This window comes from Acidithiobacillus marinus, from assembly GCF_002847505.1.
Taxonomy (GTDB): Bacteria; Pseudomonadota; Gammaproteobacteria; order Acidithiobacillales; family Acidithiobacillaceae; genus Acidithiobacillus; species Acidithiobacillus marinus.
The window spans coordinates 24,536-39,421 of sequence record NZ_MXAV01000007.1 but is presented as its reverse complement, the minus strand read 5'-3'; the positions used below and the strand labels follow the sequence as shown (position 1 = coordinate 39,421).

The following is a 14,886-nucleotide window of genomic DNA, read 5'->3' as shown; positions in this document are numbered from 1 at the left end:
TGCGAAAAATACGAGTGATTTTTACCGTCAAAGAAACAGATGCCGATCTGTATGATTGGTTTGACAATATTCCTGCGCGGTATCGCAACCTCATGTTGAGGATGGCGCTGCTGGATGCTATACGGAACGGGAACGGCGGAGCGGATCCTGAGAAATACTTTTCCCGAACAACATCAGGACCCAATAAAAAGCCCGTGAAATCGCAGCCCGGAACGTCTAAGATGGAAGCCTATCAGACGGAACCCAAGGTGATGAACCAGCCCAAACCCAAAGGTCGGGATGAATCAACCAGAGATGCGGTAACGGATACAGAGGCCAAGGGTGAAGAAGAGTTGGTGGCCTTTACTCTGGCCCATCTACCAGAGGGTGTCTCGGAAGATTTGCGCGAACTGGCGACTCGATTCCCCAGGGAGCAGCCCTACTCTATGGATGATCTGCTCACTCTGAAAGAGTTGGTCACTTGTACTGAGCAAGGGGGGAATGGCTAATGCTCGTTGTTACCGATCAAGAAATAGCCGGGAAGTCCGTCGAACAAACGCTCGGAGCCGTGTATGGCGTGGCAGTACGCTCTCGGAACGAGTTGGGTAACGTCCTGGGAAAAATACGGGCCATTACTGGCGGGAAAATGGCGGGTTACGAAAAATTGGTCATGACCGCTAATCAGAGTGCGGTGGAAGCTATGGTCAGTCAAGCGGAACAGGCCGGAGCCAATGCTATCGTGGGATTCCGGTTTAATACATCTTCCATGGGCGGCGGCGAAGAAGAAGAGTTTATACAAGTCACGGCCTACGGGACTGCGGTAGTCATTCGGTAGAACCGGACCAGACAAAGAAAAACCCCAGGCCGAAGCATGGGGTGAGGGGGTTAATCAGAAAGCCCAGTCCGGAGACTGGATCGCACGGACAGCCGATTGAATCCGTTCGGCGGTTATGCTCGGAGATTTGGAGGGAGATTCTGGCTTGTGGGTGCTTTTTGTAAAGATGGTGCGCAATAATTGCTCGAAATTGCCCGTTTGAATAGCCCTCAGCAATTTTTCACCAGCTTCTTTTGTGGAAACACCGTCAGCCAGTTCACCATCGAGATCATAAAGCGGGGAATACTCTCCACGAGTTTTCTTGTTCAGCATGGTAATGGCGGTATGTCCCGGTTTCCTGTAAACAGATCCACCGAGCTTAGTCCCTGGGCCGTAGAAAATCGCCGCATCAGACACTCCATCGGGAATAATACAACCCCAAACCTTTTGCGTCGGGCTATTGGATGCCCTGACAATCGTGATTCTGACATTCATGACGTTCCTCCTTACGATTTGCGAATGGTTTCGCGCAAGGTGTCGGCCTTGCGGTATGTATCCAATGTGGAAGTGTCAAAACCGATCTCCTGCAGCAGACGCGAATAATCCACGCTGCCCTTGGCATACTTCCGGGAGACTTCCAGACCCGCACCCTTGATCATCCCCTCGCCTTCCGGCAGGAAAGACAGCAGGGCTTCCCGAAGACGCTTTTCTTCGCTCTTTACCGTTTCCACCATGGACTGAAAATCCAGCCATTCCGCTGCGAGGTCGGCAAAGCCGTCGGGCAGGGAATCTGATACAGAATGGTCAAAAACCGACCAGTCTTCATCTGTGACTGCTTTCCAGAAAGCCGACTCGCGCTGGATAAGCCGTTTCTGAAATTCCGGATCCGGCAATACATCCAGAATGATCGGGATCTCCGCTGCCTCTGGCCGGTAAGTGGCGTAGAGGAGTTTGTTGGCTCCGGAAACGGCCAAGGCGTGCTGGACCTGGCCGAGATACTACTCCGGCACTTTGCCGGACACGGCGGTTTCCCAGTCTTTTATTCCTGGGCACTTGATCTCCAGGAGGGTGTCACCATCCATGGAAATACCGTCTGCAGATAGCCTCATCCAAGGGTGATGCGGGTGTTCGCCACAGATCGGAGAAAAAAACTCTCCGGTAATGCCGTTGACCAGATCACGCGCCACTGGCTCCAAGTCATGACCGCGCTGCATGGCCTTGGCCGCCGCAGGGTGCGGGATAGCGGGCTTAGTGATGCCCACTTTTTCACTGTAAAGCGTATATGGGTCTTTGAACGGGCTCATGCCCATGATGATCGGGGCGTCGGATCCGCCGATACCGCCCGTCCGCCATGACAGCCATTCGGCGGTATTTTGTTCCATCTCGATGATTTTCATTAAATCTCTCCTTGTGTTGGGGGTGAATTCCAAACATCAGAGGCCGGACAGAAAGTATGGAATGACGCCCGAAGAAAAACCCCAGAGCCGAAGCTATGGGGTAAGGGTGGATTAGAACATCCAGGGCTGTGATGCCGGTATTTTTTGGATCTGCGTTTGCACAACCTCAGTGGGTTCTGGCTGAAGTCCTGACCGGTCGCCCTCCCAGAATCCGATTCCTAAAGGGAGTACCACCACTTTCCCCAAATTTAACATATAATTGGGCATGTCTTTTATCGGTTCGTCAGGGCCGGACATGCTCGTTCTGGCTTTCAGTAATTTCTTGGTTATTGCCTTAGCCAACGTGAGACAACCATGGGTGAAAGCATCTTTGGGTGTCAGCCGAAGATGCTGAACTTCCTTGTATTCAGCCCCTGGGTACAGAACCCGCGACTGATAACGAGCAAACACCTCATTTTTGGTGTGCGCCTTAATGTTAGCGGGGCCATTGAGAATGCCGCACCAGAACGATGCGGCATTCGATGAATCCGGGGCGGAATCATCATACAGAATGCCGTACACACTGCGGCAGTCATCCTGTTTGCTTCCTATCCGTACACGAATACCCATGACACTCTCCTTACGATGATTGAATACCGGAAAGGAGAGGCCGGACAGGAACTATGGACTAGCACACAAAGAAAAACCCCAAAGCCGAAGCTGTGGGGTGGGAGATGCGTCGTGATAGCGAGATGAGTTCCATCTGACTACCTTCTGTTCCCAGGGGCGACGTGCTCCCCGGCTTGCAAAAGCAAGCAGAGGATCCAGTATCAGATGATACCGGAGCGGATGAGTGAGCCACGAACCCCAGCATAAATGCTGAAGCCCGTGATCACGCACGCGCACACGACGATAGCCATACGGCTGCTCCTTTTCGGATGAATACCGAAAAAAAGAGCGGTGACAGAAAGTATGGGAAGCGCACAGCAGGCAAAGAAAAACCCTCAAGCCGAAGCGTGAGGGTGGGGTGAGAATCAGGATGCCAGATCGACTGGTTTAGGCAGGCTCATGGTCGCCGTATGACAGGCTGAACCTGAAGAACAGTCAACCAAAGCAAAATTGCTTTGGTAGCCGAGTTTTTCCATAGATGAAACCAGATTGTTATGAAACGATGCCATAGTTTCTTCGTAACTGTCATCCCGATAGGCTGTTTCCCGGTTAGATAAAGCCCAGCTTTCTTGTCTGGTAAGGCGCAATCCCTTATTAAACTTCTCGGCTTCCCGATACTGTTTCCAAAAAGGATTCTCCTGTTCAGGGGTGGCGTTCTCCGGTATCCATTGTCGCCGCAGACCAACCATAACATTCAAACGATCCATGATTTTCTCATTGTTCGGGAAAAAATGAATCGTGCCAATGCCGGGATAGAACCGAATATCAAAATAGTCGGTTTTGACGCGCTGGCCACCCCTTAGATCCGACAGTTGACCCTCAAAAGCATCAATTAGCCCATAGCGGGGACAGTCCTTGCCGTCGAGCATGGCAAAAACCTTGTCTATGTCTTCCAGGATTTTCCGGGCATAATATCCAAGACTACGTTGCCATGAATCCATAGAAAAACCGGGTAATATGAAGCGATTGGCTCTAATTCGCATCCCCGCCATGCGGTGTTTGTCGTTCGACTTCCACCCCATATAATAAACTGTGTTATCGCTATGATACTTGGTGATCTGGTCGAAGATCTCGCAGGCCATGTCGAGCTGAATATCGCCCTTACTCATGGCCAATCCCTGCAGGAATCCGTAAATATTTCCAACGGTGAAGTCCATCTTTTTTACGGATTCAAAGCGACTTTCCAGATCCTGCTGCACCTTTGTTGAAGTCATTTTATTCACTTCTGTGGAGCGGATAACGTAAGACCAGCCACGGTCCTTTAGATCTTCGTATGCGGTATTCAACGCTCCATGAATACCTCTCTTGCTTTTGGGTGCCGGGTTAATGTCATCAGGATGTGATGTTTCCCTTTGCATTTCCCTCAAGCTCTTGCCCAACATGCGGCGATAATGGCTGACACGGGCTTCCATGATAATTGCTTCCTTCTGTGCGGCCCATGCACAATCAAATGCCTTAACCGCATTCTGTATGACATTTGTGGGGATAGACAGCTCCTGCAACGGGTCATAATCGACATCTTCCCGTTCGTTTCTGTCCAACCCGTCAATGATCGTGTCGAGAAAGTCATGCCGCTGTTCAGGCACTTTTGTCAGATGCACCAGGGCGACTTCCACTTCTGTTTTGCGCTCTGTATCTTCCGTCATGAAAGCATCTGTTAGAAACTCAACACTTCCGTGTTTCTCAATGAGACTATTCAGCAGACTACGCTTCTGAGAAAACGGGTTTTTGAGAGTTTCCGCATTCAACAGGCAAACAATCTCGCCCGAATACAGAATATCCCATGCGTGCAAGAGGTGTTCCGCCCCATCCTTGAAAGGCGGGTTCATGATGATATGGGAGTACATGGATCCTTCTTGCAGATCCATGAAATCCAGAGAAACCACTTGGATGCCCTTATCCTTTAGCGTGGGGTGTAGGTCCATGTTGATCTCACAGGCATCAGTATCATGAAATTTTCCATGAAACTTCAGAAGCCGGCCATCGCCTGCAGATGGTTCCAGGATACGGGCAAAATCCCGGTCCTTGAACGTGAACCACATTTTCTGAATTAGGGTGTCCGGGGTTGGGTAATACTGCAGATTATCCATTTTTATCTCCTTGTGTAGAAAGCTGAAACGTGTTCAGCGACGAATACCGGAAAGGAGAGATTGGACAGAAAGTATGGAATGGCAGACGGCAACCGAAGAAAAACCCCAAAGCCGAAGCTGTGGGGTAGGGATGGGATAGATCAGGCCGCAGCAGAACTGCGACGTTCAGAAATGGCCTTTTCCAAAGCCTTTAAGTCATCTCCGGCAAAATTGATCCGGCACCACTGTTCAGCAAAATCCAGCTTCTCAATACTGGATTTCTTGATCTTCTCAAGAGCTGACTCCAACGACGGACCTGCTTTTGCGGCAGGTTTTTCGCCGTTTCCACTGGATGAGGCAGGTGCAGACGCAGATGCAGGAGCAGGACGTTGCTGTTGCCGTGCAGCGGCTGGCCTACTGGTGGAAGATCCACCGGAGGCCGCATTACCATCGTCGTCTTCAGGGGCAATGCCCAGCAGACCCATGAGGGCGTAACGCCGTGCATAGGTCACGGCGGATCCGTAACCTTGAGGGTTTTGTTCTGTCAAAGGAATAGTGGTGAGAATTTCCAAAGATTCGCCACTTTCCGCATGGATGAGTTGAGTCTTTACCGTTGCAGAGGGGTTCTCTGTCCGCTCACCGGTATCAACCGGCGGTTGCATGAGTAAGATGCCCGATTCCAGCAAAGGCCCGCGAACAGCATTCAATAAGGAATCCAAAGTCGCATACTGCGAATTGAACGTGAGATTTTCTCCGTCCCTGGTGATAGGGTTAAATGACTTTTGCGCCTTGAGCAAGGCAGCGTACAGCTTTTGTGCTTCCATGACACTCTCCTTGTAAAAATCGCTGAAACCATTTTCAGCTTGATTGCCGCAAGGAAGAGTCCGGACAGAAAGTATGGGAACGAGGGGCTGGCCTTGCTTGTCTAACATCTTTTATTACACTATTATTTTTATCCATGAAAAATATCTTGGTGCTTACGGCCACGCCAGGAATGGCCAACGCTCTTCGGCGTGTGTTAAGTCAGGGCTGCGATAACCGCCCTAAAGTGATTGCAACGGGTGGCGCGATGTTTCGTCACGCCAGCCCCCAGGAGTACCACCCGCGCTGGAAGAGTTGGCGCATCGAAGACTTGCCCATGCTACCGGAACCGCGCTTCCGGCCCAGAACCGGATGTGCCGCGAAGATACAGGAATGTAAGTCAGCGATTGCCCAGGCAGACCGGATCATCCTGGCCCCTCCTCCGGATCCTCCGGGGATGATGGACTTGCAAATACTCTTGGATTATGTGGGCTATGTTGGTCCTGTAACCGTTTGGAGTACACATTCTCTGCGGGATCAAGACATGATCCGCACTATATCTTCCCCAGTGGAAGATGCTGATTATTGGGTGCAAGCCGAAAAGCTGCGTGTTCATGCGGACTGGCTGATCGGATTGAACGGATCTCGCGCAATGACCCTATATGGTCGCGTATCCAAGGCTATTCCCGTAGGCCGCGTACTGAGCGCCATGCTCTCGACTTTCCCTGTAGTGCCATTGTCACCATCCACGGAAGATCAAAATTCATCGCTGGATGCGTCCACGCTACAAGCGAGAACGCTGAGAGCTTTCGGAGATGCTCCCAAGGATACGCTCGTAGCCTGGCAGCGGGCCTGGGAGATGGGTCGGATCTCCTACCCCTTCAGTAATGAGCCTGTTCGCTTTCTCGAAAAACTTTCAGCGCCTCCCAGTGATCCTCTATACGCTCTTTTTCAAGGCGCTGGCAGGAGAGAAAATCATCCGCCATGCCTGTTGGCCGACTGGTTGGAATCGCTGCGAGATGTCAGCCCGTGGGTCCAAGATCCCGCCCTAAAATCTCAGGGGAGCAACATCCCATTAGGATCCGTCAGAGGGCGCGTCAATCATTTTCAACACCTCGTTGATCAGGGATGGCTGGATCCCCATGAAATGCGACTGACGGACGCGGGGCGGCGCGTTCACGCGCAATTACCGGCATCCCTCACCGATTTAGGCTTGACGGTTTTGTGGTCACACGCGCTGGACCCGCGTGTTTCTATAGGAAAGATCGGAGAAGGCAGCGATGTGCTGCAGAAATTCCGGGCTTGGTCCGATAAATATGTCGTAGATTTGATTTCCCAAATGGGAAAAGGATAGAAAAATGTCGCTCGTAAACAGCAGCCTGTCCCAGTATGGGCACGAAAAAGGTTTTTTGAACATCGCGTTCGCCAGTGGATATGCACGGGATTTCCGGAGAACCGACTCTGGCGGACTTGTCGGTTTTGTCCAGCAGACACGGGATGTTTCCAGAATGGTGCCTGTTGAGCAGCCTGCCTCGCGCAAAAAAAGAGCACTGCATGTAGAAAACGAACAACCCACAAAAATCATCGGGCGCATTCGCAGTCGAAAAATCGTCTGGAATAACGGCAAGAGAGACATCACGGACTACCATGCCTATCTGGACCCCCTGGAAGTATCCTCGCCATCTATCATTGAAATGCCAAGCTCTTTGGCCTGGTCAGATGCCATTCAGAACCGCAAGGAAACTAAAACAGATGGTTTCAATCCTTTTGCGGTCGTAGAGGGAAGCCATCGTGAAACCACGCTTCGGGAAGCCGCGAACCGGGTCAAAATCGCCGGGATCGTGGACCGGGTGCAATCCATTATTCACGAAAACTCAAATTCTTTGGTCGGGGTGGAAGTCTGGGTAAGGCTGACCGCCAATCCGGAAGCCTTGATCCCGGTTCGGATGGTGAATGCCGCGATTGCGCAATCGGTTCGCCGCGAGCTGAGAATGGGGCGGCCCATTCTGATTGATGGCAAGTTACGCGCACGAGATCTCAAGGCGTTCGACGAAGACGGCCTGGAAGTTCCCACTGGTCAGCAGGTCGGGTATATCTGGTGCCGGACCATCCTCAATGCCCGTCGTGGTGTAGATATTCTCTCGATTCCGCCGTGGATTCACGAAATCATGGATCGGTATCGCCAGCCAGAACAGGGGGGGCAGGAAGCGGGAGAAGCCTCTGATGGGAGTGCGAGCACTTCGGCAGCAGAACAACCGCCAGCACCCGCAACCCGGAATACGTCCCAGGATGTCGAGCAAGAGGAAGAGGATGAGGAAAACCCGCCCGCTGGAAGTCTCGCTGACTTGGTGGACAATCTCTAGGTTTTTGCGGGAAAGCGCGGTCGTGCTAGAATCTTCGGGTGCCCGGCCTTTTGCCGGTGACGTGTATAAAGGATCGGAGGCAATCTTGCGTCCGATCCGCCCCAAATCTCCTCGAAAACAATCCCGACTGCGCTCCCATACTTTCTGTCACCCCTCTTTTTTTCGGTATTCATCCGAAACATGGGGTTCGGTTTTGTTTTTTCTTTCTCAAAAGGAGATATGTCATGTTGAATCGCGCTGAAATCATCGGTCGTCTTGGTCAGGATGTGGAAACTCGTTACACCCAGGACGGCAAGTGCATCGTCAATTTGTCTGTTGCCACCTCTGAGTCCTACAAGGACAAAGATGGCAATAAAAAGGAAATCACCGAATGGCATCGAATCGCCGCCTTTGGCAAGCTCGCTGAAATCATCAGTGAGTATTGCAAGAAAGGTCAGCTCATCTATGTGGCTGGCAAGATTCGCACACGCAAGTGGACGGATAAGGAAGGTCAGGATCGTTACACGACCGAGATTGTGGCTAACGAGATGAAGATGCTGTCCAAGGCTGACGGAAAATCCGCATCTTCTGAAGATCAGCATCCTGCTGAAAACTTTGACGATTCGGACATTCCGTTCTGAGGATAATGCAATGATTATCTTCGTAAAAATCCTTTTGCTTATAGTGGAATGTGGACTTTTGGGTGTTGCAGGCATGATGTTCTACGATGCCGTGCAATATCGCCGTAATGCTGCACGTCGTTCACGTTCACGTTTCTAACCCACCCCACCCCACAGCTTCGGCTTTGGGGTTTTTCTTTGTGCCTTGTATCTGAAAAGGATGTGCGGATGCCAGATCAGCGCGATCTTCTGAAATTTGGTGGATCCACGGACGCTCTCTCCCTGTTGGCCCTGGGATCGGCATTCTGGGCCTGCGGGCCTTATACACCCGGCGCTTTCAGTATGGACTGGAAGATAGCCACCGGAGGCCTCGCCGCCGTGGGCACCCTGCATATTGGCAAGCGCATCATCAACTGGTACCACAATGGACGGCACGCTATCGAATCCAATCTGGAAATAGATTCTGCAGATCCCATATTCCCGGCTTCTGATGGAGAACAGCCACCAGATTCGGCCCTGTTGGGATACATTACCAATTCTGGCAAACCGTTCTGGATGCCTTTGGTATCCTCTGCCGGTTTTCGGGAGGAAGATCCCTCCAACGACCACATGGCCATCCTGGGTATGTCCGGTATGGGGAAGACGGTTGCCGCAAACTTTCTGATGTATCAGCAGCTCATGGATGGTGGCGGGATATTTTTTGTCGATGGCAAAATCGACAACAAAAACATCGACAACCTCTGGCAACTGCTGCGTTATACCGGGCGCGAAGATGATCTGGTCATCATCCATCCGGGAGATCCGGCGATCAGTAATCGTTACAACCCGCTGCTCTTTGGGGACGCGGATGAAGTGGCCTCGCGCATCATGGCGACGGTCCCGCTGACCACGGGCAAGGCCGGCGCGGACTACTACCGCAAATCCGCTACCCAGGCGCTCATGGCCGTGATTGCCGCCCTGCAGCGCGGCGGATATGCGTACACAGCAGCCGATTTGTCCCTGTTGCTCAGTAGCCCCACGGAACTCGACAAGCTACCAAATCTTCCGGGGATACGAAATACCGCCGAAGGTCGCACTGCAGCACTGTTCATCAATCGCTTCCGTGTGCCCAACAAGGCCGGCGGGACCATGATCAACGTCGAGAAAGTAAAAGACCTGTTTGGCGGCATCGGCGGGCGTCTGGGCATGATGGGCTCCGGCAAATTCGGCGAAGTGGTCAATACGACCAAGCCGGACATCAACATCTTTGATTGCCTGACGCAAAACAAGGTGGTCTATGTACCCTTACCGACGATGGGTAAGGAAGAAACGGCTTCCGACTTTGCCAAACTGTTTATCGGTGACTATCGGACGGCGCTTTCCTGGATTCAGGTGATGCCTGAAGAGCGCCGACCCCGGCCCAGCACCCTGGTGTTTCTGGATGAACCGGGATCGTATATTGCCGAGAACTGGGACCGCATCTTTGAGCAGGCTCGATCTGCCCGGCAGAGAATCGTGCTTTCTCCGCAAACCAAAGGGAATCTGGATACGATCTCCGAAAACCTGTTCAACAAGGTGGTGGGCAACTGCGCGAATAAAATGTTCTTTGGTCTGGGGGATCAGGATACAGCGGAATATGGGGCGGATTTTATTGGCCAGCAGGTTTCGGTGCTGCGCACATTGAGTGAAACCATGTCGGATTCTGCCAGCGAAGCCTCGACGGACCTTGCCGGGAGTGGTGCGGCATCGGGAGGTGCTGGAACTTCGTACGGCGAACGCGAGCAAGAGATGTATCGCGTATCCGCCGATGATCTGAAAGCTCTCGATAAGGGCGAATGCCTGTTCACCCGGAACGGGCAGCACTACTACCATATCCGGGTACCGTTACTGAGTTTTTCTGCCGATTTCAAAAAATGGGCGGGACCATTCCGGGTGTGGGCACCCGATGATCCCAAGCGTCCACGCCCCTACCGCAGCGACTACGGCCTGATGGAGCGCATGGATGCCGTCATCAAGGCCGATGAGGAGTATGTGAAAGCGCAGTTTCCCAAAGGCGGCAATTTCAACCAGAAAAAACAAACATCGGAAGAACCGGAGTCTGACCAGAAGCCTTCCGGCAGAACGCCTTCTGGCGGCAGGCGCAGGACGGGCAACAGCAACACATAACCTTGCGCTGGTTGGGTATTCGGGGATAATCTTCGTTATAGTGTAATTATTCTTGTTTTATAGGGGATCCCTGTTGTCTGAACCTGTTACGCCCAAAGAACGCCAGAAAGCCTGGTTGCACCGAGCCCTGGTGGACCCGGACGGGCTTCGGCGCACGCGCTTGCAGCTTTATATCTCTGAAGATGCTGCAGCGAATATAGCCACCCTGCGTCGGAAAACGGGCTGGACTAAGCGGCGTGTTGTTGAGGCGGCGCTGGCAGAAATGAGACACCGCTTCGATGCTTAACCTTATCGCAAAAGGAGTCCCCAATGACGGTCACAGCGATTACCGCTTCGGCGAAAGCGCCCTCACCCCCCAAGGGGCCGACCATCCATCATCCCATACTGGCGGATCCTCATGCGGCCTTTCTGATCGGGATAGGGATACTGATCTTTCTGTTACTCCTGTGGATGCCGATTACCAGGGAGATATTGAAGGAAGTTATTGGGAAGCTGTTGATTCCGGGATTTTCGGCGATCTTCCAGATTACTCTGCGCTGGCTGGTGAAGAAGATGAAGTGGATAGCCCAAGCCCACTACGTTCTGGGGAGGAATCTCTTGTCTTCCTATCACAACATTCATCCCACATTAAAGAAACGAAAGCAGTAGCTTCACTGCTGGAGGACTTGTTACCGGAACAAATTATCATCTTTCGTCATTTGTCCACGCAGATCCGGATGTTGTTTCAGGTGCGCTGCAGCATGAGGAAGAAAGCCGAGATACTGACCTGGATATTTTCCGCCGGCACTGTCATGGACCATGCGAGCTTCGATGATTGCTGCTCGGCACTGGAATGCCGTCCATGGGTGATGCGGTTAAGAATTCATCTGGAGCTGTGGCGGAAGGATGTTCAGCTCACAGAAAGGATCAAAGGGCTAATCGTGCCGGTTCCAGAAAGACTGCTGGAAGAATCTTATGCGCTGGCAGGATCCCAGGGTTCCTGGCTGTTGCATCGCGTTTGGGAATATCCTGGCATCTCGCAAGAAAAATTATGCCGGGACAGGGAAGATCAAAAAGCATTGGAGCTGCTGGATGAGTCCGGCATTCTGATTGCCTCATATCGTCGTTTTTGGTACTGCGTCGGGCGCAGCCCCCTGAATCGTGCCGGGTTGCCGCGCTCCCAAAGCTGGGCCAGTTTTTGGAGGAAAAGCTGAATGTTATACAAAACTGAAGAGTATCAGGATGCTTGGCTAGGTTTGCCCGTGTCGCATCCGCATCTAGGCGGTGGCATTGTCATGCGCGTTGTCGCGGCCCGTGCCGGCACGCTGGTATCCGTCCATTTTGCATCCGGGCTGAAAAAGGTCTTTGCCGTCGATCAGTTCTGCTCGGAATGCCGGAGTCTGCTGAATATTGGGAGCTTTCGGAATACAGGATCAGACCCCGACACGTTGTTGGCCAATCCGCAGCGGATGCGGGTGGCTCTCCAGGATGCCCAGTGGCGGCATCAAATGCAGCAATGGGCTTTGGAAAGCGATCTCGATGACCGTTTGAACCGGGCTGCCGGATACCTACAGCCGCCCATTCGGAAGCCCCATTTCGATTGGTCTTCCATCGCGTTCTAAGGAATTTTTTAGGTGGCTGTTCCTGTTCATCGACGCCTGCTATCGGCCACAGCGACCGTACTGGGTTTCTGGGCGCTGGTGGCGACAGTGGTGACATTCTTTTTCTTCAGCAAGGTCTTTTCGCAGTCCTTTCTGTTTATGGGAGATCGAATAGTCTGGGTAATCGCCTGCACCCTGGCGGCTACGGCCTTCATCCTGTTCTGGGAAGCTGCGGAAACATTTACGATCACCCAGGGGCTTCGCCCACAGTCCAGGCGTGGACTAAGTACGACCACGTTGGGCATGTTACCGCAATCGCATGGGATTACAGGACCGCGCCAGCCGATACCGATCAAGCAACGCGCTTCCAAGCTGGAAGCAGCCATTGCCCGCCTGGAAAGAGAGAAGGCGGAATCATTGCTGGATAAACATGCGCTGAAACATTTCGCACTCACTCCATCTCCAAGGTCAGAGCTTTTCTGGTCTATCTACGGAATCATCGAAGAATCCGGCCTTCCAGCTTCTCCTTTTCACGGATCTCACGGCGATGCCTCATTACTCGAACACAGCTTGCGTGTGGCAGCAGCAATGGCTCGCGTGTGGGCGGACATGGAATCGTCCGGTATCACCGCTGTGCGTGCCAGCGAGAAGGCTTCCAGCCGCTCTTTTGATCTGGAAACGGCAATTCTGGCCGGGTTCGCGCACGACCTGGGTAAAGTCTTGTGTTTTCGGCGCGTAGGTAAAAATGGTGAGAACATCGAGGTCATCGGGCTGCATGACATCGAAGGTAGTCGTATGTTGGCCAGGCTGGAGGCGTTTTGGGCCTTGTTGGATCCCCAGGGCCAGCATGACGATTTCACCCAGCGCATGTTGACCCAATCCATCCGCTATTATCACCACGCCTATGCTTATCCGGGGTCCGGCTTCAAGCGCAATTACATCCAGACGGATGAGGCGGTTGTCGATCTGATGCAGGCCATTCGCAAAGCCGATCTGGTTGCCGGCAGCATCGAGGGGCGAGAAGACGAGATTGCCAATGATTATCAAGACAGCAATGACCTTCCTGAACAGAAGCTCGAAGATCAGGTCTGGGAGTCTTTCCAATACCTGATTTCCCGCACCAATCTGATCAATCACAAAAGCCCCGAACAAAGGCTGGGCTACAAGCAAGGCAACCTGATTTTTCTGGCGGAAAAAAAGATCCGGGCACAAATCTGTGCCCATCTGGGATTAACCCGTTCCGATTATGTATCCGACAATAACGGCAACCCCGGTCCCATTATCAAGATCATTACCGCACACCTGGATGAGCTGGGCATACTGAAAAAAGACTTTCAGCAGAAGTCCTGCAAGAAGCCCGAAGGGGCGGGCTTTTATTTGCAGATTGAGGGAACGACAAGGGATGGAGAGGCCAAGGAGGTTGAGGAAAAAATCCCGTATTATCTGGCCCGCATAGAGGGAAGCCCTCTTTTTTCACGTTTCACAGAACTGGAAGACTACCGTTCCAGGCTGGCTGTTTTAGCCCCTACCTGGCCGCAATACTTCAAGGCCATAGGTAAAGAAGATAAAGAACAGCCAGCGGCAGAAGATCATTCCTCTATCGCTGTTCCTGAGCCTGTTTCAGAGGATCGTCCTGATGCGGACACTGATGCTCCCCAGGAAGCCATGAATCGGGATGTTGCCCAAGATGCAGCGCCGGGAAATGAGGCAGAAGAAACGGCGGAAGATGATGATGACCGAGATGCCCCCCCGGATGAAAGCGGGGATCTTTGGGGAAGCGTAGAAACCGCATCCCCGGCGGATTCTGAGGCAGCTTCTGAACCACCGGCAAAACCATCCGTGGATCCTGAATCTGCATCGGATCCAGAACCTGAGCCAGAACCAGAACCAGCGGAGTCCGGGCAAAGCGTCCAGGCGGATCAGGACCGTGCAGAGCAGGTGCCCCGTGCAGAGCGGTTGCCCCGCGCAGAGCGGCAGCAGGCCATGGAAGCCGCCAGGAAAAGAGCTGAACAAAACCACAACGTAACACAGATGATCAAGGGGAATATGCAAACACCTGCACAACGGGCGAACGCTGTCAGCCAGCGTCTTCGTGAAATGATGAATACTTATCCGGGTATTCTTGAGGATTTTCCAGAAAAAACCCGGAAAAGAGTGCTTTTTTCGATGGTTTGGCTGGACGAAATTCAACGGGATTTACGGGCAAGAAACATCCCCAAATCCGCCATGTATCGTGGCAATATCGCTGAGCTGCTGGATCAGGAACCGCCGGGGGAGGCCAAGACCTTGGTTGTCGATACCCTATCCGCTTTGGATGCGGGGCTGATACCTGTTCTGGAGGCCCGGATGATGCTTCAGATCGTGAAAGACTCGGATGGATGCCTGGATATGGTTTCGAGTGGTTTTACCGCGCCATTACCGCCGGGCGATCCGTTAATTACGGCATCCGCCCAGGAAACCAACTCTGGATAGCCACATCCCCCAATGGTTT

The 14,886-nt window shown here is 52.6% G+C and carries 16 protein-coding genes; 10 read left to right on the top strand and 6 right to left on the bottom strand.

The features are described 5' to 3' along the window. The first annotated feature begins 14 nt into the window (after positions 1–14). Both B1757_RS02905 and B1757_RS02900 read left to right on the top strand, forming a co-directional pair. The gene (locus B1757_RS02905) at positions 15–488 is read left to right on the top strand and encodes a hypothetical protein (protein ID WP_143484203.1); all 474 of its coding nucleotides are present in this window, start codon (positions 15–17) and stop codon (positions 486–488) included. Further along, positions 488–814 (top strand): YbjQ family protein, encoded by a 327-nt coding sequence (locus tag B1757_RS02900; protein ID WP_101536895.1) that lies wholly within the window; start codon positions 488–490, stop codon positions 812–814. The genes B1757_RS02905 and B1757_RS02900 overlap by 1 nt, the downstream gene beginning before the upstream one ends. A gap of 54 nt (positions 815–868) precedes the next feature. Here B1757_RS02900 and B1757_RS02895 read toward each other — a convergent pair whose 3' ends face one another. The 6 genes from B1757_RS02895 to B1757_RS02870 all read right to left on the bottom strand — a co-directional run bounded on the left by B1757_RS02895 (position 869) and on the right by B1757_RS02870 (position 5,731). Beyond that, positions 869–1,288, bottom strand: a complete 420-nt coding sequence (locus B1757_RS02895) for a hypothetical protein (RefSeq protein ID WP_101536894.1) — start codon at positions 1,286–1,288, stop codon at positions 869–871. Positions 1,289–1,299: 11 nt separating this feature from the next. Continuing rightward, complete coding sequence (locus B1757_RS02890; RefSeq protein ID WP_101536893.1) at positions 1,300–1,767, bottom strand: hypothetical protein; 468 nt, start codon at positions 1,765–1,767, stop codon at positions 1,300–1,302. A gap of 24 nt (positions 1,768–1,791) precedes the next feature. Continuing rightward, complete coding sequence (locus B1757_RS02885; protein ID WP_101536892.1) at positions 1,792–2,190, bottom strand: lambda-exonuclease family protein; 399 nt, start codon at positions 2,188–2,190, stop codon at positions 1,792–1,794. A gap of 111 nt (positions 2,191–2,301) precedes the next feature. Then, a complete protein-coding gene (locus B1757_RS02880; protein WP_101536891.1) occupies positions 2,302–2,799 on the bottom strand; it encodes a hypothetical protein in 498 nt (165 codons plus the stop codon). Between the two features lie 404 nt (positions 2,800–3,203). After that, on the bottom strand, positions 3,204–4,928 hold the full coding sequence (locus B1757_RS02875) for a DUF4942 domain-containing protein (protein ID WP_101536890.1): 1,725 nt from the start codon (positions 4,926–4,928) through the stop codon (positions 3,204–3,206). A gap of 140 nt (positions 4,929–5,068) precedes the next feature. Beyond that, complete coding sequence (locus B1757_RS02870) at positions 5,069–5,731, bottom strand: ERF family protein (RefSeq protein WP_172437571.1); 663 nt, start codon at positions 5,729–5,731, stop codon at positions 5,069–5,071. 245 nt (positions 5,732–5,976) lie between these two features. Here B1757_RS02870 and B1757_RS02865 point away from each other — a divergent pair, with 245 nt between their 5' ends. The 8 genes from B1757_RS02865 to B1757_RS02825 all read left to right on the top strand — a co-directional run bounded on the left by B1757_RS02865 (position 5,977) and on the right by B1757_RS02825 (position 14,867). Further along, positions 5,977–7,062, top strand: coding sequence for a DNA topoisomerase III family protein (locus B1757_RS02865; RefSeq protein ID WP_101536888.1), 1,086 nt, complete (start codon positions 5,977–5,979; stop codon positions 7,060–7,062). 4 nt (positions 7,063–7,066) lie between these two features. Further along, entirely contained in the window at positions 7,067–8,071 is a 1,005-nt protein-coding gene (locus tag B1757_RS02860; RefSeq protein WP_101536887.1) for a hypothetical protein, read from the top strand. A gap of 224 nt (positions 8,072–8,295) precedes the next feature. Beyond that, positions 8,296–8,691 carry a single-stranded DNA-binding protein gene (locus B1757_RS02855; RefSeq protein ID WP_101536886.1) on the top strand — a complete coding sequence of 132 codons (396 nt, stop codon included), beginning with the start codon at positions 8,296–8,298 and terminating at the stop codon, positions 8,689–8,691. 207 nt (positions 8,692–8,898) lie between these two features. Next, positions 8,899–10,815 carry a type IV secretory system conjugative DNA transfer family protein gene (locus tag B1757_RS02850; protein ID WP_101536885.1) on the top strand — a complete coding sequence of 639 codons (1,917 nt, stop codon included), beginning with the start codon at positions 8,899–8,901 and terminating at the stop codon, positions 10,813–10,815. A gap of 73 nt (positions 10,816–10,888) precedes the next feature. Next, on the top strand, positions 10,889–11,101 hold the full coding sequence (locus B1757_RS02845) for a hypothetical protein (RefSeq protein WP_101536884.1): 213 nt from the start codon (positions 10,889–10,891) through the stop codon (positions 11,099–11,101). Then, on the top strand, positions 11,094–12,008 hold the full coding sequence (locus B1757_RS15010) for a hypothetical protein (protein WP_143484201.1): 915 nt from the start codon (positions 11,094–11,096) through the stop codon (positions 12,006–12,008). The genes B1757_RS02845 and B1757_RS15010 overlap by 8 nt, the downstream gene beginning before the upstream one ends. Beyond that, on the top strand, positions 12,009–12,416 hold the full coding sequence (locus B1757_RS02830; protein ID WP_101536881.1) for a hypothetical protein: 408 nt from the start codon (positions 12,009–12,011) through the stop codon (positions 12,414–12,416). A 12-nt stretch (positions 12,417–12,428) separates the two neighbouring features. After that, positions 12,429–14,867 (top strand): HD domain-containing protein, encoded by a 2,439-nt coding sequence (locus tag B1757_RS02825; RefSeq protein WP_101536880.1) that lies wholly within the window; start codon positions 12,429–12,431, stop codon positions 14,865–14,867. Positions 14,868–14,886 lie beyond the last annotated feature (19 nt).